21 protein-coding genes and 2 pseudogenes are annotated in these 18878 nt (G+C 41.2%); 13 read left to right on the top strand and 10 right to left on the bottom strand.

The window, feature by feature from the left end:
* Positions 1–56: 56 nt before the first annotated feature.
* From epsC to B554_RS18920, 3 genes and pseudogenes are all read right to left on the bottom strand, one after another.
* Positions 57–998, bottom strand: a complete 942-nt coding sequence (epsC, locus tag B554_RS0116170) for a serine O-acetyltransferase EpsC (protein ID WP_081400432.1) — start codon at positions 996–998, stop codon at positions 57–59.
* Between the two features lie 18 nt (positions 999–1016).
* Positions 1017–1526, bottom strand: coding sequence for a rhodanese-like domain-containing protein (locus tag B554_RS0116175; protein ID WP_019458869.1), 510 nt, complete (start codon positions 1524–1526; stop codon positions 1017–1019).
* Positions 1527–1763: 237 nt separating this feature from the next.
* Positions 1764–1841: pseudogene (locus B554_RS18920) on the bottom strand (3-ketoacyl-ACP reductase); the annotation flags it as partial.
* A 2-nt stretch (positions 1842–1843) separates the two neighbouring features.
* Between B554_RS18920 and B554_RS18800 the strand changes: the two are divergent.
* Positions 1844–1981: pseudogene (locus tag B554_RS18800) on the top strand (LysR family transcriptional regulator); the annotation flags it as partial.
* Between the two features lie 37 nt (positions 1982–2018).
* Here the strand turns inward: B554_RS18800 and yghU are convergent.
* From yghU to B554_RS0116190, 3 genes are all read right to left on the bottom strand, one after another.
* On the bottom strand, positions 2019–2879 hold the full coding sequence (gene yghU / locus B554_RS0116180; RefSeq protein ID WP_019458870.1) for a glutathione-dependent disulfide-bond oxidoreductase: 861 nt from the start codon (positions 2877–2879) through the stop codon (positions 2019–2021).
* A 33-nt stretch (positions 2880–2912) separates the two neighbouring features.
* Complete coding sequence (gene yfcF, locus B554_RS0116185) at positions 2913–3539, bottom strand: glutathione transferase (RefSeq protein ID WP_019458871.1); 627 nt, start codon at positions 3537–3539, stop codon at positions 2913–2915.
* Positions 3540–3659: 120 nt separating this feature from the next.
* Positions 3660–4565: a LysR family transcriptional regulator gene (locus tag B554_RS0116190; protein ID WP_019458872.1), complete on the bottom strand. Its 906-nt coding sequence runs from the start codon at positions 4563–4565 to the stop codon at positions 3660–3662.
* A 110-nt stretch (positions 4566–4675) separates the two neighbouring features.
* Between B554_RS0116190 and B554_RS0116195 the strand changes: the two genes are divergently transcribed.
* Together B554_RS0116195 and B554_RS0116200 are read left to right on the top strand one after the other, a co-directional pair.
* Positions 4676–5107 (top strand): CidA/LrgA family protein, encoded by a 432-nt coding sequence (locus B554_RS0116195; RefSeq protein WP_019458873.1) that lies wholly within the window; start codon positions 4676–4678, stop codon positions 5105–5107.
* 12 nt (positions 5108–5119) lie between these two features.
* Positions 5120–5809 carry an LrgB family protein gene (locus B554_RS0116200; protein WP_005304352.1) on the top strand — a complete coding sequence of 230 codons (690 nt, stop codon included), beginning with the start codon at positions 5120–5122 and terminating at the stop codon, positions 5807–5809.
* A 7-nt stretch (positions 5810–5816) separates the two neighbouring features.
* On the opposite strand, the gene B554_RS0116205 is transcribed toward B554_RS0116200, so the two are convergent.
* Positions 5817–7307 (bottom strand): PLP-dependent aminotransferase family protein, encoded by a 1491-nt coding sequence (locus B554_RS0116205; RefSeq protein ID WP_019458874.1) that lies wholly within the window; start codon positions 7305–7307, stop codon positions 5817–5819.
* A 114-nt stretch (positions 7308–7421) separates the two neighbouring features.
* Here B554_RS0116205 and B554_RS0116210 point away from each other — a divergent pair, with 114 nt between their 5' ends.
* Together B554_RS0116210 and B554_RS0116215 are read left to right on the top strand one after the other, a co-directional pair.
* Complete coding sequence (locus B554_RS0116210; RefSeq protein ID WP_019458875.1) at positions 7422–8057, top strand: FMN-binding negative transcriptional regulator; 636 nt, start codon at positions 7422–7424, stop codon at positions 8055–8057.
* A gap of 42 nt (positions 8058–8099) precedes the next feature.
* Positions 8100–8693: a GNAT family N-acetyltransferase gene (locus tag B554_RS0116215; protein WP_019458876.1), complete on the top strand. Its 594-nt coding sequence runs from the start codon at positions 8100–8102 to the stop codon at positions 8691–8693.
* A 3-nt stretch (positions 8694–8696) separates the two neighbouring features.
* Here the strand turns inward: B554_RS0116215 and B554_RS0116220 are convergent, their stop codons facing one another.
* The 3 genes from B554_RS0116220 to B554_RS0116230 form a co-directional block, all read right to left on the bottom strand.
* Positions 8697–9689: an AraC family transcriptional regulator gene (locus B554_RS0116220; RefSeq protein ID WP_019458877.1), complete on the bottom strand. Its 993-nt coding sequence runs from the start codon at positions 9687–9689 to the stop codon at positions 8697–8699.
* Between the two features lie 39 nt (positions 9690–9728).
* Positions 9729–10559: an oxidoreductase gene (locus B554_RS0116225; protein ID WP_019458878.1), complete on the bottom strand. Its 831-nt coding sequence runs from the start codon at positions 10557–10559 to the stop codon at positions 9729–9731.
* Positions 10560–10719: 160 nt separating this feature from the next.
* Positions 10720–11907, bottom strand: coding sequence for an MFS transporter (locus B554_RS0116230; protein WP_019458879.1), 1188 nt, complete (start codon positions 11905–11907; stop codon positions 10720–10722).
* Positions 11908–12315: 408 nt separating this feature from the next.
* On the opposite strand from B554_RS0116230, the gene mdcA reads away from it, so the two are divergent.
* The 8 genes from mdcA to madL are packed head-to-tail and all read left to right on the top strand — an operon-like array spanning position 12316 to position 18849.
* The gene (gene mdcA / locus B554_RS0116235) at positions 12316–13995 is read left to right on the top strand and encodes a malonate decarboxylase subunit alpha (RefSeq protein ID WP_019458880.1); all 1680 of its coding nucleotides are present in this window, start codon (positions 12316–12318) and stop codon (positions 13993–13995) included.
* Entirely contained in the window at positions 13995–14879 is an 885-nt protein-coding gene (locus B554_RS0116240; RefSeq protein WP_019458881.1) for a triphosphoribosyl-dephospho-CoA synthase, read from the top strand. The genes mdcA and B554_RS0116240 overlap by 1 nt, the downstream gene beginning before the upstream one ends.
* Positions 14880–14881: 2 nt before the next feature.
* A complete protein-coding gene (locus B554_RS0116245; RefSeq protein ID WP_019458882.1) occupies positions 14882–15181 on the top strand; it encodes a malonate decarboxylase subunit delta in 300 nt (99 codons plus the stop codon).
* Positions 15174–16025, top strand: coding sequence for a biotin-independent malonate decarboxylase subunit beta (locus tag B554_RS0116250; RefSeq protein WP_019458883.1), 852 nt, complete (start codon positions 15174–15176; stop codon positions 16023–16025). Before B554_RS0116245 ends, B554_RS0116250 begins: the two co-directional genes overlap by 8 nt.
* On the top strand, positions 16022–16849 hold the full coding sequence (mdcE, locus tag B554_RS0116255) for a biotin-independent malonate decarboxylase subunit gamma (protein ID WP_019458884.1): 828 nt from the start codon (positions 16022–16024) through the stop codon (positions 16847–16849). Before B554_RS0116250 ends, mdcE begins: the two co-directional genes overlap by 4 nt.
* Positions 16840–17448 (top strand): malonate decarboxylase holo-ACP synthase, encoded by a 609-nt coding sequence (locus B554_RS0116260; RefSeq protein ID WP_019458885.1) that lies wholly within the window; start codon positions 16840–16842, stop codon positions 17446–17448. The genes mdcE and B554_RS0116260 overlap by 10 nt, the downstream gene beginning before the upstream one ends.
* 13 nt (positions 17449–17461) lie before the next feature.
* Positions 17462–18394 (top strand): malonate decarboxylase subunit epsilon, encoded by a 933-nt coding sequence (gene mdcH, locus B554_RS0116265; RefSeq protein ID WP_019458886.1) that lies wholly within the window; start codon positions 17462–17464, stop codon positions 18392–18394.
* A 53-nt stretch (positions 18395–18447) separates the two neighbouring features.
* Positions 18448–18849, top strand: coding sequence for a malonate transporter subunit MadL (gene madL, locus B554_RS0116270; RefSeq protein WP_019458887.1), 402 nt, complete (start codon positions 18448–18450; stop codon positions 18847–18849).
* The last annotated feature ends 29 nt before the right edge of the window (positions 18850–18878 follow it).

Genomic DNA, 18878 nt, shown 5'->3' on the forward strand with positions numbered 1-18878 from the left:
AATACATAAGTTTTGTTTATTCATCTCCTTATCTATTTATTTCACATTTATAGTTTTTAACCGGCAATATGATTTTTTTGATAAGACTCATTCGGTGACTGTAAAATCTGGCTACCTGCAGCCACACTATGCGTAAGCCAGACATTTCCCCCAATAATGGAACCTCGACCAATGGTAATACGACCTAAAATAGTGGCGCCTGCATAGATCACCACGTCATCTTCAACAATTGGATGGCGTGTATAGTCTTTTTTCAAACCACCATCATCATTGGTTTCAAATCGTTTTGCCCCAAGGGTCACGGCCTGATAAATACGAACACGCTCCCCAATAACACTGGTTTCTCCAATCACTACACCCGTACCATGATCGATGAAAAAGCCTTTACCGATCTGCGCTCCCGGATGAATATCAATACCTGTTGCAGAATGCGCCAACTCAGAAATAATGCGAGACAATAAAGGCACTTGGGCATAGAGCTGATGCGCAATTCGATGATGAATAATCGCAAATATGCCTGGATAGCAAAGCAATACCTCATCTACACTATGCGCCGCCGGATCGCCTTCATAAGCGGCACGCACATCGCCGTCCAAAAGACGTCGTATAGAGGGCAGTGTATTGGCAAAATCCTGCACAATATTTTGAGCAAGTTTCTCGGGTTGTTGGACGGTGTTCGAATGACTCAAATGACGTTTCGCTTCATAATTTAAAGCCAGTTGTACTTGCGCATGTAAGGCGGTTAGCACCCGATTTAAAGTATAGGCAATATAAGAATCTTCAGTTTCTTGGCGTAAGTCGGCAGGGCCTAAACGCATTGGAAATAAAATCCCACATAGGTCATCTAAAATAGCCTTTAAAGCTTCTTTAGATGGAAGTTCACGGCCCCCAAATTCTTTGGTTCTGTGTTGCTGCTGACGCCAGTCATGCCTTACTTGTTGTAAACCTTGTACAACCGCATTAATGTTCCATTGAGTCACAAGCTTTCCTTGATTCACTGAAAATTGATTGAAGTATTAATCTTGTTGCCAAGGAAGTTGGTGGATGCGCCAGCCATTTTTCTGATTACGCTGTTGCTGATCATTTAGATCGCCTTCGAAGCCTTCAAGAACGTTATAAATGTGCTCAAAACCAGCATTAAATGCGGCCTCGGCTGCCTGTGCTGAGCGGTTGCCACTACGACATAACAAAAGAATGGTTTTGTCTTTACCAACTTTTGATTCAAGTTCTTTTAAAAAGCGTGGATTACGGTTAAACGATGTGCCTGTTGCCCAAGCGATATGAACACTTTCAGGGACATACCCTACAAATTTACGCTCTTCGTTGGTGCGTACATCAACTAAAACAGCTTCTCCTTGTTGTAAGAGTTGCCATGCATCAGTCGAAGATAAACTGCCACTAAAATTAAGTTCATGGTCTTGTGCGTATTGCTGTGCTTGAGAAAGAATTTCTTGGGCAGAAAAAGATGTATTTGAACCATTTGAGATAAAGCTTTGAGGGGCTTCTGTATTTAATTTAGCATTCATTGAATATATCCTTATCTTCGATTCAGATTGTTATTGTTCAATTTACGCGGTTTTAAATATAAGCAAAAATAAGGAATATCTATTTATATATATTATTTTGATAAATAAGAATGGGGGATATTCTTATAAAAAAGTATTAATTAAGCTTATATAGTTTTTTAATTAAAATTGATGGAATAATCATTTTAATAGTTAAGAAAACCGTATGAATTAAAAATAATCCACACGATTTAAAAATTAAGCAAATCCACCATTTACTCGAATGACTTGTGAATTTACCCAACGTCCATCTGGGCCAGCTAGCATGGTAACTACACTGGCAAATCCCGAAGATGTCAGTTTCTGCTTTATATCCGCAGCATCGGCAGCTCTCGCCACGCGTACGAGTTTTTGTCGCTTGGCTGAGTGAGTTATATACGAGTTATTTTGCTAACTTTGAATACCCGCAAAAATGAAATATCTTGCGGGTGAGTCAAAAACTGAATGATATTTTTAAGACTGATTCTGCAATTTATCTTGAGTCTTGGTCTCAAAATCACTCGCATCATGGCGTTCATGCAACTGCGTAGCTAAATCACCAAAAGTACGGTTGACCATACGGCCACGTTGAACTGCAGGGCGAGCTAAAATCGCATTTGCCCAGCGCTGAACATTTTTATATTGATCGACACCTAAAAACTCTGCGCCGTTATACACCCAGTTTTTAACAAGACCACCATACCAAGGGAATGCTGCAATATCGGCGATGCTATATTCAGATCCAGCTAAATATTCATGCTTTGCTAGATGTTGATCTAACACATCAAGTAAGCGCTTTGTTTCCAAGGCAAAGCGGTTAATTGCATATTCAACTTTAACGGGTGCATAAGCATAAAAATGTCCAAAACCGCCACCTAGGTAAGGTGCGCTGCCCATTTGCCAGAATAACCAATTAAGGCATTCAGTACGTGCAGCAATATCAGTTGGAATGAAAGCTTTAAACTTTTCAGCCAAGTAAAGCAAAATTGAGCCAGATTCAAATACTCTTAATGGCGGGTTTTGGCTATGGTCAACCAATGCTGGAATTTTAGAGTTGGGATTAATTTCTACAAAGCCACTGCCAAATTGCTGACCTTCACCAATTTTAATCAGCCATGCATCATATTCAGCATCTTGATGTCCTAATGCTAAAAGCTCTTCTAGCAAAATAGTGACTTTTTGACCATTAGGCGTTGCTAAAGAATAGAGCTGGAGCGGATGTTTCCCTACTGGAAGTGTATGCTCGTAACGCGCACCTGAGGTAGGTTGGTTTAAATCGGTTTTCTCTCCAGTCCATTGCCAAACTTGTGGAGGAATATAGTTTGAATCGCTCATTTTTTATCTCGTGTTTGGTGTAAATATAAGGATTTATTTATGTCGCAAGGCAAGCCATTTTTGTACGGTCGGACGTTGCCATTGCTGTAATGCATAGTTTTTTATACGTTCTGGTACAGCATCACCATTTTGAATAAGGCGTTGCAACATCAGGGCAAGTTCAGCATCCACAATGCTCCATGAACCAAAAAGATATTCAGCATGTGGCGCCAGAAGTTTTTCTGCAACAAAGAAAAGTTTCTCCGCAGCTTTTTTGCCTTCTTCTGAAAGTGGAGTGGACTTGGGCTGAATAAAAATAACATCGGTTGGTCGTTCAGTTCTTAATGCAACTAAGTCTGATCGGAGCCATGCCTGAATTTGTCTTGCTCTTGCACGTGCTTGAATATCTTTTGGATAAATAGATGTGTTTGGATAAAGCTCTTCTAAATATTCCAAAATGGCAGAAGATTCTGATAAGGCAAAATCGTTATGCTCAAGTACAGGCACTTTGGCAGTTAATGACTTTGCTACATAAGATTTTTCAAACTGGCCTTGCTGCCCTAAGTTGATGGTCGCTATTTCAAATGGAATTTGTTTTTCATGTAGCCCTACAAAAACTGTAAACGCATAGGGGCTTAGAAATTGTGAATCTGTGTATAGCTTAAAATGTTCATTATTCATTGTTATTGTCCATGTCATAAAACAATCGGATCTAGTCTAAGTGAGCTGATCCAAGATTGGGTAGCTTTTTTGTGGAAAAGCTTTATCGGTTTTTGAATTAAGCCATTTCAGTGTTCAACGTTAGGGCTTAATGTGCTGAAAATGCTGACGAACAATACTAAGCCATGCCTGTACCGCTGGTGAGACAGGAAGATTCTTTTTCCAAGCCATCACTAAGTGCCATTGAATATTTGGTTTTTCAAGCGGTACTGCTGCAAATAAACTAGGGTCAAGCATGTCAGTATAATATTGTGGTAAGAGAGCAATTCCCATGCGTTGTAACACCATATCTGCCAAAAGGTGCCATTGGCTGGTACGGCAAGCAATCGTTGGGTAGAAACCATGCTGCTTACAGGCATCGAGAATAATACTGTTTAAAGAGAAATTTTCTGGAAACATTAAAAATGATTGGTGTTGTAGCTCTTCTAGATTTATTTTTTTGCGTGTTGCCCAAGTGGCATCCCGACGTAAAAGAACCATTAAAGGGTAGTTACATAGCTCAATGCTATTGAAAATTTGCTCATCAAAAGGCTGCAATAAAACACCAACGTCTAACTCATTGTTAAGCAAGGCTTGTTCAATACCGCGTGAACCAACCTCCATAAAAGCCAATTCAATATCTGGCAATTGCTGATGATAATCAAACAGGGCAGTCGTTAAGAGCTGCGAGCCTAAAGGCGGAACGCCAAGTTTTAAAGTTCCTGTTTTTAATTGTTGATAATTTTCAATTTCAAGAAAGATGTTTTGTTCTGCCTGAACAAGCTCGATCGCATGTTGATAAATCCGCTCTCCAATTTCAGTTAATTCAATTTGTCTTTTACGGCCATGATCAGGTTTAACCAAAAGCTGTACCTGAAGCTGTTCTTCAAGCTGCTGTAATATTTTACTAATAGTGGGTTGAGTCAGATACAACTCTTCAGCAGTACGGGTAAAACTTTTAGTTTTGACCAGCGTAACGAAGCACTGTAGTGATTTTAGAGAAAGCATAATAAAGAATAAATTATTCAATTTTGGAATAATATTAACATGAATAATTCATATTTAGCAGCTTCAACCAAGATAGCATAATAGTGTAGTTAACCATTTAATTTCGCAAAATGAGTACTGAATCTGCTTCTGGCACACCCACACAACCTTCACTATTCGTGTTAGTTAAACAAATTTTGATTTTGGCTGGATTTTGGTGGGTCGGATATCTCTTACATCAAAAACTTGGCGTACCTGTCTCAGCAGGCATTTTAGGTATGTTTTTATTGCTTTTATGCCTGTTCTTTAAAATTATCAAAATGGATCAGGTAGCAATGGGAGCAACCGTTGTTTTAGGTGAGCTGTTACTGTTTTTTGTGCCCGTTGTAGTTGCCGTAGTTCAGTATAAAACCTTGTTTATGACCGAAGGATGGCAAATTGTCTTGAGCATTGCGGTTGGGACCATTTCGGTCATGCTCAGTACGTGCCTGACGATTCACTATTACAATCGTTTGAAAGCTTATTTACAGGCCCGAAAACGTCTTCAACATAAGCATATCTAAAGAGCAAACGACATGAATATTTGGTCAATTCTTTGTCTGATCTGGACTTTGGTCGCCTATGTTGTGGCAAAGAAAATCTATCAGAAAAATCCAAAACTTTGGTTATCGCCTGCGATTAGCGTGCCTGTACTCACCATTATTTTGATGACGATTTTTGGAATTTCATATCAAACTTATGCTGAAGATACGCAGTGGATTGTTAATTTATTAGGACCAGCAACGGTTGCTTTCGCTGTACCGATTTATCGTTATCGGGAAACGATTCGTAAAAACCTTGGGGTCCTTTCAATTGCGATTATTGTGGGGATGAGTGTAGGGGTGATGTCAGCCTATGAGATGGCACAGTGGTTCCATTTTAGCCCAGAAGTGACCAACAGTTTAATGGCACGTTCTATTTCAACTCCATTTGCTATGATTTTAGCGGAAGATATTCACGGTTCGGCAGCATTGGTTTCACTATTTACCGTTATTACTGGTTTGGTCGGTATGATTTGTGGCGATGCGATTTTAGCGATTACTAAAATCCGTTCTAATGTGGCAAATGGGGCAGCCTTTGGCAATGCAGCCCACGGTTTTGGTACAGTCAGAGCACAGCAACGCAATAGCGAAGAAGGTGTAATTGCCAGTTTAACTATGGTCATTGCTGGTATTTTAATGGTGCTGATTGGGCCATTTGCGATTCATCTATGGTTGTTATTGTAGGCTTTGTTTAAGTCGGCTTGTCATGTTGTTGAATAATTTTTGATAGTTTTTTGATGGCTTGTTTCATTAGTTCGGGTTCAAAATCGCTTAAGCCAACAATTAACCCCGGACGTTGTTGTTCTTTTGAAAATGTCGGTGAAATTGCTTTAATGGCAATGCCTGCATCGACTGCCGAGCTTGCAACGTCAATGTCATTAATATGATGAGCAAGCCATAACACCATATGCATGCCTTGATCGCCCGGTTGTAACCAAGCCAGTTCTTGAGGTATGTATTTTTCAATCAAGCCAATAATGAATTCACGGACTTCTGCATAGACATTTCGAGTCCGTCGAATATGTCGTTCTAAATAGCCTTCTTGAATAAAAGCAGCTAAAACATGCTGATCGGCAGCAGGTGGGTGTCGATCAATTAATACTCTGAGTCCACAAAAAGGTGCCACCAATTCTTTAGGCAATACTGCATAGCCTAGTCTAAGAGAGGGAAATAAGACCTTACTGAAAGTCCCAAGATAAATCACTTGGTCGGGCGCCATGCCTTGTAAAGATGGGAAGGGCTGACCGTTATAACGAAGTTCACTGTCATAGTCATCTTCAATGATCCATGCATTTTGCTGTTTTGCCCAAGCCAATAAAGCCGTACGTCTTGCTAGACTCATCGGCATGCCAAGTGGATATTGGTGAGATGGAGTCACAAAAGCAGCACGTGCATGTTTAGAAAGCTTAATTCCGGTTTCAACTTGAATACCTTCTTCATCGACAGGAACACGCACCATCCGAATGTTTTGTACAGCATGTTCAAAAATGGCTGTTGTACCGCGATAAGCTGGATCTTCAATCCAAACTTCATCTTTTGCTTCAAATAAAATCTGGCTACAAATATAAAGTGACTGTTGAATACCGGGTGTAATCACAATTTGGTCAGGTTCGCAGTGGACAGAGCGTGATCGGCGTACATAGTCTGCTATAGCAATTCTTAGTGATAGTACACCTTGAGGTTCACCATAACCTGAAGGAGCACCTGCACCTCTTGATCTAAATTTATTACCAAACTTACGCCAGATGTCGCTCGGTTGGGTGCGGGCAATGGGAACAGATACTGCAAAAGGGGCATGAGGAAGCGGTTTAAACTCTTTAAGCACTTGAGCATAGGAGAGTGCTGACTTCGTCAAAGGGATTGAGTTGGGTGGGGTCTCTTTTTGAGAATGTTGTGGTGTAGTTTTTTTAGCTAAAGCATGAGACACATAGGTGCCCGTTCGTGCTTGAGAGTCAAACACACCTTCGGCTAAAAGCTGATCGTAAGCTTCGATAATCGTTCCGCGAGCGACTCCGAGTGTTTGAGCTAGTTCTCGTGAAGAAGGCAACGGATCGCCAGGCTGTAAATCACCACTTTGTACAGCTTCACGCAAAGCTTGGGTTAGTTGAGCACTTATCTTTCCTTGGCTTTTATTAATCTTTGCAATCGACGGAAGTTCAACAACTTTTGCCATTCTTGCCATAATTCTGGTCTACTTAAAAAAATACAAAGTGGTTCTTTTTAATAAACCACAGAAACCAGAAAATTTACAACACAAAATATAAATAACCCTGATATTTACAGTGAGGTTTGAGCCATGTATGTCCCCGATGATTATGCAGAAAACCGTTTGGAGGTATTGCATTCTCTTATTACCGAATATCCGTTTGGTGTGCTTTTTACGCATGGAAGTAATGGCTTAGATGCAAATCATCTTCCATTCGAATTACAGGCAAGCGAAGGGGAATTGGGTGTACTACGTGCGCATGTGTCTAGAGTTAATCCAGTCTGGCAGGACATTAAAAATGGAGATGAGGTACTCATCGTGTTTCAAGCAGGCGATGCTTATATTTCACCAAACTGGTACCCATCCAAACATGAACAACACAGACAAGTACCGACATGGAACTATAGGGTTGTGCATGCTTATGGCAAAGTGACCATTCGAGATGATGAACGTTACGTCCGTGGTGTTGTGGCTCGTTTAACTCGTACCCACGAAGCATCTCAACCTGAACCATGGAAAATGTCGGATGCGCCAAAGGACTATCTTGAACCCATGTTAAAAGCCATTGTAGGTATTGAGATTGAAATTACTAAGTTGCAAGGCAAATCAAAACTTGGACAAAACAAAGAACAAAGTGACATTTTAGGCGCGGCAGATGGCCTATCGAAATCTGGTCATCAAACCTTAGCGGACGCTATGTATAGTGTGGCTGAGTTAAATAAATAATTTTGAAAATATAAAACTTTAGTATCAATTGAGGAGACAAAGATGTCTTTTACTACAGCTGTTGAGTTGGTAGGTGAGCACGTTATTTTAAAGCCATTAGACTTAACTCAAGCTGAGTCTTTGGCAGAGGCCGTTTGCGATGGGGAACTCTATAATCTTTGGTATACCCGTGTGCCAAGACCTGAACAAATGACTGCTGAAATTGAAAGACGTCTTGGTTTACAACATTCTGGGTCTATGTTGCCATTTTATATTGAAGACCGAAAAACAGGTCGGGCGCTGGGTATGACAACTCTCATGCATATTGAAGAAGCACATCGCCGTGTAGAAATTGGTTCGACGTGGTACAGAAAATCTGCACAGCGTTCACCTGTAAATACTGAGTGTAAAAAGCTATTGCTGGCCCACGCATTTGAGACTTTAAACTGTATTGCGGTTGAGTTACGCACATCTTCTTTAAATGTTCAAAGCCAAACTGCAATTCTTCGTTTGGGTGCAAAGTTGGACGGTGTACTCAGAAGTCATCAAATTGTAAAAGATGATATTTTGCGGGACACCCATGTTTATAGCATTTTGAAACATGAGTGGCCTGCGGTTCGCCAAAATCTGGAATGGATGTTGAACAAACCGCGTTAGGAATTAATGCATAAGTCTATATTCTTGCGGAGTATTACCCGTCCAGTTTTTAAATGCTCTGCTAAAAGAGTTGTGCTCTTGAAAGCCCAATAGAAATGAAATTTCACCCGTGCTCATTGATGATTTTTCTAAATAATGTTGGGCAAGAGATTGACGAGTCGCATCCAAAAGCGTTTTAAAATTAGTTTGCTCTTCTAAAAGTAGCCGTTGTAGCGTACGTTTGCTCATCGCGAGTCGTTGAGCAACATTTTCTATGGTACACAGCCCAGCAGGTAGGTTTTCTAAAAGTATTGCTTTAACTTTTTCACTAACTGTTGCATCTTCATCAAGCTGTATAAGACTACGTTGCAAGTTTGGCTCGAAAAAAGACCACATGGTCGGGTTGGCTGTTAAAAAAGGACGTTCAGCATCTTGGCGTGAAAAGACAATTGAAATGTGTTCACTTTTTTGTGGAAGTACGCCAAAAAATGTTTTGTACTCTGCCAGATGATTAGGTAAATCGGGCAGCGTAACTTTCAAAGGTATAACCTGATGTCTTGTACATATTCTTGCTAATTGAGCAAAAAAGACCAGTTCTGACATTGCAAGACTTTGCGGCGTTGGCGTAGATATATTATAAAATTTGAGTTCTAGCGTTGTTGTGTCGTTATCAATTGCTACTTGTAACTGCATTGGCCCAACGAGTCTTTTAAATTCAGATAGACGCTGTATCGCAATATTAAAGTTTGGACTACAAATACAGGCAAAAATCGCTGGGTCAAAAAGCTCAACTGTAATCATTTGACCAATTTTTAAAGGTAAGTCATTTATTCCAGCAAGTTGTTCAATTGCGTGCCAAAAATTGAAATATTGAACGGGCGTAAGACTTGCATCTTTACGGTTAAATAAATCAAGTGGCAGAGATGCCAAATGTAATGCATCTTCAACATTTATGCCAAGGTCATTCAGTAATAACTTCCAGTTGGTATTTAGGGCAAAATTTGAAGCATATTTCATTTGAGCATCTCAACATTAAGCTTGTGTTGGTCACTTCATTTATTTAATAACTGACATCACCATACGATCAAACACACGGTCGCCAAACCATTTACGTACAAATATCATCAGTTTGGCATATTTGCCACCCACATAACGTGTTTTTGGTGAGGATGCATGAACAGCTTTCATCAGCATATCAACGACAACTTGCACGTCTGAAAGCGCACCTTTTTCAACAGAGGTATGTGTTGCATTGGCAACTGCCGTCGCCATGTGGTTGTAGGCACTTTGCCCTGAACGTTCAAGCATAGGCTTGACCATTACATCTGCAAATTCAGTTGCGATAGCACCAGGTTCAATGACAACAACATCAATATTAAATGATTTTAACTCTAAACGTAGACAGTCAGACCAACCTTCAACTGCATGTTTGCTCGCATGATACCAACTACCAAGTGGGGTATAAATTTTCCCACCCATTGATGAAATATTGATAATTCGACCCTGCATTTTTTTACGCATACTAGGCAGAACCTTTTGGGTTAAATAGGCCATACCAAACAGATTCACTTCAAATTGATAGCGTGCATCGGCAAGTGTCGTATCCTCCATAGCACCATACATGCCGAAGCCTGCGCAGTTAACTAAAATATCAACACCATGGGTTTCTGTTTCAATAGTTTTCACAACTTGGTCGATATCATCCTGATTGGTAATATCCATTTTTAATGTATGCGCGCCGAGCACTGTTAGTTCTTGCATAGCATCAACGCGACGGGCAACGGCATAAACAGTTGCACCTTCTTTGAGTAATGCTTTGGTAAATGCTTTTCCCATACCAGATGATGCGCCTGTGATGAGAACGATTTTTTCTTTAACTGTGTTCATATTCTGTCTCTCAACTGAAGTTTTAAGGAACTTGCTTTTCGATAGAGACATCATAGAAATTTGAACGATATTTATCCAAATCGAATGGCGACAATGTTTAATCAAAGTGCGCCAAATTTTTAAAATATTATTTCCTCGAAATAAGAGCAGATACACAAAGTTAAATTAAAGCTTCTGGTCGTCTTTTGCTTAACCATAGTAATGAGCATGCTGCAATTACCAGCCACGGTATTAAAGCAATATTCATGGCTTCCCAACCAAATAAATCGAGTAAAGCACCTGCGCTAAAAGAACAAATTAAGCCGACAACAAAAACCGTCATGTCGTTAATGGCTTGGGCCTTGGCTTTTTCAGCCGCTGTATACGTTCCGGTAAGCAAAGACGTGCTACCAATAAATAAAAAGTTCCATCCCACACCTAATAAAATGAGTGAAATTGCAAAAGATGCGAACTGAATATCCGAGAGGGAAAAACCAATATAACTAGCAAATAATATAAGACCTACAAACATGATTTTAAGCACGCCAAATCGAGCGATTAAATGTCCAGTAAAGAATGAAGGTAGGAACATACCAAGCACATGAAGCTGAATGACAGTTGTAATCGTGCCTAGTTCATGGTGTGAATGTCGCATGGCAATGGGTGTTGCGGTCATACCTAAAATCATGATGCCGTAGCCTGTGACTGCACCAAACAGAGCAACTAGATAGGTAGGCTGAAAGACAATCTGTTGCCATGGGCGACCAGCAGTAAAGTCAGACTTTTGCTCAACTGTATTGGCAATATGTAGGCTAGATAAAATGCCCATTGCCACAAGTGAAATGATACTAATAATTAAAAATGAACCGATATATTCTAAATGTTGAAATAATGGGCCACCAAAGCGCGCCAAAGTCGGACCAATCAGTGCGGCAACAACTCCACCTGCCATAACCCAAGAAATGGCACGTGAACGAAACGCATCATCTGCTACTTCACTGGCAGCAAAACGATAAAACTGTGCAAAAGATTGATATGCCCCGACACATAATGTGCCTAAGGCTAAGAGAATAAGTGAACTATAAAAGATACCAATGGCGGCAATAATACCGCCAATTACACCTAAAAAAGCGCCGAAAAGAAAACCCTTACGCCGTCCCACATGTGCCATCAACATTGAGGCAGGGAACATCATTAAGGTTGTACCCAAAAACATAGATGCGATGGGTAAAGTTGCTAGTATCGGTGTATTCGAAATATTTGCCCCAGCCAAACCACCAATCGTCATTACTATGATCGATACGGTTTGGTAAAGTGACTGAGAACTCGCCAAAATAAGAACTTGGCGATGCATCGTATTTTGAAGCATGAGAGCCTTTAATTACATATGTTAATCGATGAGTCTGGGTGCTGCGTTTTTATATACGAAGAAAGTATCAACAGCTCAGCTTGAAAATGTTGAGGTGTTCTTGGTGGTAGTTATAACAATATTTCTTTGGCATAAACTATTTTTTATCAAGTAATTGCAGCTGAATAATCAGACTTAATATTCTATCATCTGATAATTTGATACAAAACAGTCGAAGCCCCAATTTTTCTAAATAAGTCTATTTATTTAAGACATTTAATATGTCTATTCTCTCAAATTCTTTTTCAGCCACCTTAAAATAAATCATTAACCTGAGGTTAATAACTATTGATGTAGGTTGATTGATCAAAATTCCATAAAGCGTTTTTATAGATACAGAACAAAACTGCGGTCTATATAGGTAAGCACATGGAAGGATCAGTTCAGAATAAAGAACGGCTATGGACAAAGCGGCGTCATGCCAAACAACTAAAACTAGAGATGGCAAACCAATATACCGAGGGTGTGGTGATTCCAACTCAAGACATTATTAAAGTTTTAGAAACCTTAATTACACCGGGTGACAAAGTTGTACTCGAAGGGAATAACCAAAAGCAGGCAGATTTCCTTTCGCGTTCTTTGGCACAAACCAATCCAGATGTTTTGCATGATTTACATATGATTATGCCAAGCGTTGGACGTTCGGAACATCTTGATCTGTTTGAAAAAGGCATTGCGCGTAAGCTCGATTTTTCTTTTGCTGGCCCACAAAGTTTGCGTATTAGTCAGTTAATTGAAGATGGTTTACTAGAGATTGGTGCGATTCATACCTATATCGAACTATATTCACGTTTGGTAGTCGACCTCATTCCAAATGTGGTGCTCTCAGCTGGTTTTATGGCCGACCGTCAAGGCAATATTTATACAGGCCCAAGTACCGAAGATTCTCCAGCACTTATTGAACCTGCCGCTTTTAGTGACGGTATTGTGATTGTTCAGGTGAATGAACTGGTTGATGACGTAACAGAGTTACCACGTGTCGATATTCCTGCTTCTTGGGTGGATTATGTAGTGGTTGCAGATCAGCCATTTTATATCGAACCCTTGTTTACCCGTGACCCGAAACATATCAAGCCTGTGCATATCCTCATGGCAATGATGGCAATTCGCGGAATTTATGAGAAGCATAATGTGCAATCGTTAAACCATGGGATTGGTTTTAACACTGCGGCAATTGAATTGATTTTACCGACCTATGGTGAATCTTTAGGTTTAAAAGGAAAAATCTGCCGAAACTGGACTCTGAATCCACATCCAACCTTAATTCCAGCGATTGAAACGGGATGGGTTGAAAGCGTGCATTGTTTTGGTACCGAACTCGGTATGGAAAAATATGTTGCAGCTCGTCCCGACGTGTTCTTTACAGGTCGTGATGGTGCTTTACGTTCCAACCGCATGATGTGTCAGCTTGCAGGTCAGTACGCTGTTGATCTATTTATTGGTGCAACTTTGCAAGTTGATGGCATGGGCCATTCTTCGACTGTTACCAAAGGCCGTTTAGCTGGTTTCGGTGGTGCACCAAACATGGGGCATGATCCGCGTGGCCGTCGTCACGATACGCCAGCATGGTTAGATATGCGTTTGCAAGGTGCCAATGAAACTGAAACCTATTTGGCACGTGGTAAAAAGCTAGTTGTACAAATGGTGGAAACCTTTCAAGAGGGTGGCAAGCCAACTTTTGTAGATCGTCTTGATGCGATTGATGTGGCTAAAACCGCAGGCTTACCTTTAGCGCCGATCATGATTTATGGAGATGACGTCACTCACTTACTGACCGAAGAAGGCATTGCTTATCTATATAAAGCAAGCAGCCAAGAAGAACGTCAAGCCATGATTGCTGCGGTGGCAGGTGTGACCAGTATTGGTTTAACTCAAGACCCTAAAACAACAGCACGTTTAAGAAGCGAAGGCTTGGTGGTATTCCCTGAAGATTTAGGTATTCGCCGCACCGATGCAACACGTGAGCTTTTAGCTGCAAAAAATATTGCCGACTTGGTGACATGGTCAGATGGTTTATATCAACCCCCTGCAAAATTTAGGAGTTGGTAATGATGGCACAATTTCAATATCAAACACTTAGCGATAGTCAGCTTTTAGCAGATATGGCGGTCGAGGCTTTAATTGATGAAGTTAATCTGACGCCTAAACCAGCCTTGGTAGATCGCCGTGGCAGTGGTGCACACAATGACCTGACTTTGGAATTAATGGAGCGTTCTGCGAAAAGTTTAGGACCCATGTTTGAAGCGATGGCCCAAGCTGCAAAGCATCATGGAAAAGTCTGTTTAGCCTTGCGTGAAGGTATTGGAGAAATTGGCCGCCAAGGTGAAAAGACCATGATGTTGGCAACAAATGGCGTAAATACACACCGCGGTGCAATTTGGGCCTTGGGTTTAATGGTTACGGCAGCAGCATTGTCGCGCACGAATCAACAGTACTTATCGGCTGTTGAGTTATGCCAGTTAGCGGGCCAGATTGCCCAGCTTGAAGATCGCTTTATTCCGAAGCAGGCTTTAAGCCATGGTCAACAAGTACAGAAAAAATTAGGCATCTTAGGTGCGAAAGAACAGGCACAACAAGGTTTTCCAACTATTGTGAATTTTGGTTTAAAGCAACTTTATCAAAGTCGTAGTAAACCTATGAAAGAAGAGTTCGCTCGCTTAGATACATTACTTGCCATGATGACTGACCTGACCGATACCTGCGTGCTTTATCGCTCGGGAACAAATGGCTTAAAGCGTATGCAACATGGTGCTCAGCAAGTACTCGATTTAGGTGGGAGTTCAAGCTTGGAAGGTCGACGTGCTTTACATCTTTTAGAGATTGATCTACTTCGGATGAAAGCTTCCGCTGGTGGTGCCGCAGATTTGTTGGCAGCAACACTATTTATAGATCGTGCTCAGCAGTCATCTTTAAAAAATAAAGAGGGATTTTGATTATGGAAACACTTCATTTTGAATTTGTGGCGACAGAGCCACCTGTAAAAAAAGCATTGGTAGGATGTGTTGGCTCGGGCGATTTAGAAATTTTGATGGAACCTGGTGAAACAGGAAAAACTTCTATTCAGGTAGTAACTTCGGTAGATGGCAGTGCAGCACGTTGGCACAATCTTTTTGAACGGATTTTTACCGCTCAAATACCACCAGCGGTCAATATTGATATTCATGACTTTGGTGCAACTCCCGGTGTCGTTCGCTTACGTCTGGAACAAGCATTGGAGGAGATTGCTCATGACTGATATCGAGAGCTTGTTAAATAAACAAGATTTTATTGAGCTGAGTGCAAGAGAGCGTGCTAAAGCATTATTAGATGAAGGGACTTTTCGAGAGTTACTCGACCCATTTGCCCGTGTTATGTCGCCTTGGCTCGTTAAACAGAATATTGTGCCGCAAGCAGATGATGGTGTAGTGATTGCAAAAGGATCTATTCAAGAACAGCCAGTAGTATTAATTTCTATTGAAGGTTTATTTCAAGGTGGCAGTTTAGGTGAGGTGGGTGGCGCCAAAATTGCGGGTGCCTTAGAACTTGCAGTTGAAGATAATCTGAAAGGTATTCCAACAGCGGCAATTTTACTATTAGAGACGGGCGGCGTTCGCTTACAAGAAGCAAATCTGGGTTTAGCTGCAATTGCTGAAATTCAGGCTGCAATTGTGAACTTACGTCAGTATCAACCCGTCATTGCTGTAGTTGCAGGCAGTGTAGGGTGCTTTGGCGGTATGTCAATTGCGGCTGGCCTATGTAGCTATATTGTAATGACACAAGAGGGACGTTTAGGCTTAAATGGCCCGCAAGTGATCGAACAAGAAGCTGGTGTGCAAGAATATAACTCCAAAGATCGTCCATTTATATGGAGTATTACTGGTGGTAATCAGCGTTTCGCTAGTGGTTTGGCAGATGCTTATGTTGACGATGATCGCCAGAAAATTCGTCAGCAAGTCATCGATTATTTAACTCAAGGGGTACCTCATCAGCATCGTAGTTCAAATTACACATTCTATTTAGAAAAGCTGCAACAAGTTGATACTGCTGAGCAGATTACCCCAGCACAGGTTCAAGCTTTGTATCAAGGAGAGCAAGCATGAATATCGCCGTTGATACATTAAAAGCATCTATTCGTGGTGCACATTGGTTTAAAGCACTCACGCAAGGCTTTAAGACAGTTGAAGGTTTTCCAGCTTCGGTTTGGGTAGCTGATGGTCAGATTGACCAGCAAGCGGTACGTGTGATTACAGTTGTGCAAGACAGCAATAATCTGTTCCCACGCGCGAGACAAGGTGAGGTTGGGCTACTGGAAGGCTGGAGTTTGGCAAAAGCAGTTGATGACGTGATTCAAGCCGATGCACAGGCTGAAACTAAACGCGCTATTTTGTGTTTGGTTGATGTTCCAAGTCAGGCCTATGGACGCCGTGAAGAATTATTAGGTATTCATCAAGCTTTAGCAGGTGCAGTAGATAGTTATGCCAGAGCCAGATTCGTAGGTCATCCTATTGTGAGTTTATTGGTTGGTAAGTCGATGTCAGGTGCTTTCTTAGCGCATGGATACCAAGCCAATCGTATTATTGCCTTAAAAGATTCAGGTGTTATGGTGCATGCAATGGGTAAGGAATCTGCTGCACGCGTTACCTTACGATCGGTTGATGAGTTAGAGCAATTGGCATCAACCATTCCTCCAATGGCCTATGACATTGAAAGTTATGCAACGCTGGGTTTGTTATCTGAACTGTTATCTGTTGAAAACCCTGAACAACCGACAAACGATGATCTTTTGTTAGCAAAACAGGCAATTGCTAAAGCGTTTAAAGAAATTAATGCTGATCAATCGAGAGGGTTGGAACAAAGACTTCACGGCCAAAACCGTCAAATGTCTAAAAAAGTCCGTGAATTATTGCGTGAGCAATGGTCATGAAACTTAAGCTTGAAGCCCATGATTTGTTGTGGGGCATGATGGTCGATTGCTTGGCCGATGATGCTCCACATTGGGTGAAAGAAGTATTGCAACGAGGTGATCCTGTTGTAGTTCGACGGGAAATTACTCCTGTAGATCAGGTGGCTGTGGGGGTAAGAGGGCAATTTCGTCATCAACGATATGCAGCTCAAATGCCACGATCAGCGATTAGCAGACAGCTCAAGCCAGAAGCGCTGACTCGCATAGATACGCAACAGTTTGAGCACTTGGCAGAACGTTTAAAGAGCATTTCTAGCATTATGAAAAACTTTTCAGGATGTTGGGGATATACAGGAAGTTTCGGGTTTGAACTGGCAACGGGCATTAAAACAGTAACCGAGCAAAGTGACATAGATTTATTGATTCGAACTGAACAACCTTTTCCCAAAAAGCAGGCGGTTGAGCTACTCGAATATTTTCAGCAAGCAGGACTTAATGTGGATGTACAGCTACAACTTTCACAAGGTGGGTTGGCTTTAAAAGAATGGGTCAGGAATAGCGGAAAAGTTCTATTGAAACGTCCTGACGGTGCTGTTTTAGTAGAAAACCCATGGAATTAGGGAAATAGATATCATGGCTTCAATTTGGGTATATCCGGGACAAGGTGTGCAACGAAGCAATATGCTGCACGACTTACCTCAAAACGCTCTAGTTAAAGAATACCTTGAGCGTGCATCGGATGCACTCAAAGAAGATGTCTTGATGCTAGATAGTCCGGCTGCATTGCAGTCGACACGTGCAGTACAGCTTTGTTTACTGATTTCAGGTGTGGTGAGTTCAGCTTTATTAACAGCGGAAAACTTAACACCTGATTATGTAGCGGGTCTATCAATTGGCGCATGGTCGGCTGCGGTTGTAGCAGGAGTTTTAGCCTTTGAGGATGCCGTTCGTTTGGTTGCCTATCGAGGTGAACTCATGCAAAACGCCTATCCAACAGGCTATGGCATGACGGCCCTAATTGGTACAGACCGTGCAGCTGTTGAAACATGGGTCAAACAAATTTATGAAATAACGCCAGAGGTGTTTGTCGCAAATATTAATGCACATAACCAGATCGTTATTTCAGGAGGCTTTGAAGCCATGAACCAAGTTGCTGTTTTGGCAAAGCAACAAGGCGTGGTGGCACAAAAATTAGATGTATCGGTACCATCGCACTGTGAATTATTAAGCCAGCAAGCAAAGCAACTTGCAGCATCTATGGAGGGAGTGACTTTAAAGCAGCCTAAAATACGTTATTTAAGTGGAACAACGGCTCGTACGCTTGGCAGGCCAGAACAAATTGGTGATGACTTGGCTTTTAATATGAGTCGAACTGTAGATTGGGAAAGCACCATCCAAGCTGCATGGGAGCGAGGTGTAAGGTTACAGATAGAAGCGTTGCCGGGAACGGTACTTACTACACTTGCACGTCGAACGTTTAAAGAAGGAACTGTATTGTCATTTCAGGGAACACGTTTAGACAGCATTCAATTGGCAATGCAAAACGAAAATAATGCTTCTTTGTAATTACAATGCAAATTAAAAATTGAGTAATAACCCAAGGATATGAGGGATTTACAATGATTATTTATGGAACAGCAATATTAGCAATCTGCCATTTATTAGGTGACTATCTTGGCAACACCTTAGGCATGGTATTAGGCGTTAAAGCCAATGTCGGTGGAGTGGCTATTTCGATGATTTTGTTAATCTTATCTAAAGAATTATTGGCAAAAAAAGGTTACTTACCTCAAGTCACACAATTTGGCGTCCTGTATTGGTCAGGTATGTATATTCCGATCGTAGTTGCGATGTCAGCAGGTCAAAATGTGGTTGCAGCATTATCGGGTGGCATGTTAGGGCTGATTGTCTCTATTGCATCGTTAATTGGCACGGTTTTAGTCATCCGTTATTTAAATAGAATTAGTGGTGACTACGAAACATATGAATGGACGATAGAACCCAAGGAAAAAATAGCCTAAGCAAACATAAACTACAAAAAAAGTTCAAT

The sequence above is a fragment of the Acinetobacter sp. GG2 genome (assembly GCF_000292385.1).
In the GTDB taxonomy this organism is placed as follows: Bacteria; Pseudomonadota; Gammaproteobacteria; order Pseudomonadales; family Moraxellaceae; genus Acinetobacter; species Acinetobacter seifertii.

What these genes read in the sequence shown, in the direction of transcription:
- B554_RS0116230 (WP_019458879.1), bottom strand. Translation starts at nt 11,907, where the DNA reads ATGCTTCAAAATACGATGCATCGCCAAGTTCTTATTTTGGCGAGTTCT.
- mdcA (WP_019458880.1), top strand. Translation starts at nt 12,316, where the DNA reads ATGGAAGGATCAGTTCAGAATAAAGAACGGCTATGGACAAAGCGGCGT.
- yfcF (WP_019458871.1), bottom strand. Translation starts at nt 3,539, where the DNA reads ATGAATAATGAACATTTTAAGCTATACACAGATTCACAATTTCTAAGC.
- B554_RS0116220 (WP_019458877.1), bottom strand. Translation starts at nt 9,689, where the DNA reads ATGAAATATGCTTCAAATTTTGCCCTAAATACCAACTGGAAGTTATTA.
- B554_RS0116210 (WP_019458875.1), top strand. Translation starts at nt 7,422, where the DNA reads ATGTATGTCCCCGATGATTATGCAGAAAACCGTTTGGAGGTATTGCAT.
- mdcE (WP_019458884.1), top strand. Translation starts at nt 16,022, where the DNA reads ATGAATATCGCCGTTGATACATTAAAAGCATCTATTCGTGGTGCACAT.
- B554_RS0116175 (WP_019458869.1), bottom strand. Translation starts at nt 1,526, where the DNA reads ATGAATGCTAAATTAAATACAGAAGCCCCTCAAAGCTTTATCTCAAAT.
- B554_RS0116225 (WP_019458878.1), bottom strand. Translation starts at nt 10,559, where the DNA reads ATGAACACAGTTAAAGAAAAAATCGTTCTCATCACAGGCGCATCATCT.
- mdcH (WP_019458886.1), top strand. Translation starts at nt 17,462, where the DNA reads ATGGCTTCAATTTGGGTATATCCGGGACAAGGTGTGCAACGAAGCAAT.
- B554_RS0116205 (WP_019458874.1), bottom strand. Translation starts at nt 7,307, where the DNA reads ATGGCAAGAATGGCAAAAGTTGTTGAACTTCCGTCGATTGCAAAGATT.
- B554_RS0116250 (WP_019458883.1), top strand. Translation starts at nt 15,174, where the DNA reads ATGACTGATATCGAGAGCTTGTTAAATAAACAAGATTTTATTGAGCTG.
- B554_RS0116200 (WP_005304352.1), top strand. Translation starts at nt 5,120, where the DNA reads ATGAATATTTGGTCAATTCTTTGTCTGATCTGGACTTTGGTCGCCTAT.
- B554_RS0116190 (WP_019458872.1), bottom strand. Translation starts at nt 4,565, where the DNA reads ATGCTTTCTCTAAAATCACTACAGTGCTTCGTTACGCTGGTCAAAACT.
- B554_RS0116245 (WP_019458882.1), top strand. Translation starts at nt 14,882, where the DNA reads ATGGAAACACTTCATTTTGAATTTGTGGCGACAGAGCCACCTGTAAAA.
- B554_RS0116215 (WP_019458876.1), top strand. Translation starts at nt 8,100, where the DNA reads ATGTCTTTTACTACAGCTGTTGAGTTGGTAGGTGAGCACGTTATTTTA.
- yghU (WP_019458870.1), bottom strand. Translation starts at nt 2,879, where the DNA reads ATGAGCGATTCAAACTATATTCCTCCACAAGTTTGGCAATGGACTGGA.
- B554_RS0116195 (WP_019458873.1), top strand. Translation starts at nt 4,676, where the DNA reads ATGAGTACTGAATCTGCTTCTGGCACACCCACACAACCTTCACTATTC.
- B554_RS0116260 (WP_019458885.1), top strand. Translation starts at nt 16,840, where the DNA reads ATGGTCATGAAACTTAAGCTTGAAGCCCATGATTTGTTGTGGGGCATG.
- madL (WP_019458887.1), top strand. Translation starts at nt 18,448, where the DNA reads ATGATTATTTATGGAACAGCAATATTAGCAATCTGCCATTTATTAGGT.
- B554_RS0116240 (WP_019458881.1), top strand. Translation starts at nt 13,995, where the DNA reads ATGATGGCACAATTTCAATATCAAACACTTAGCGATAGTCAGCTTTTA.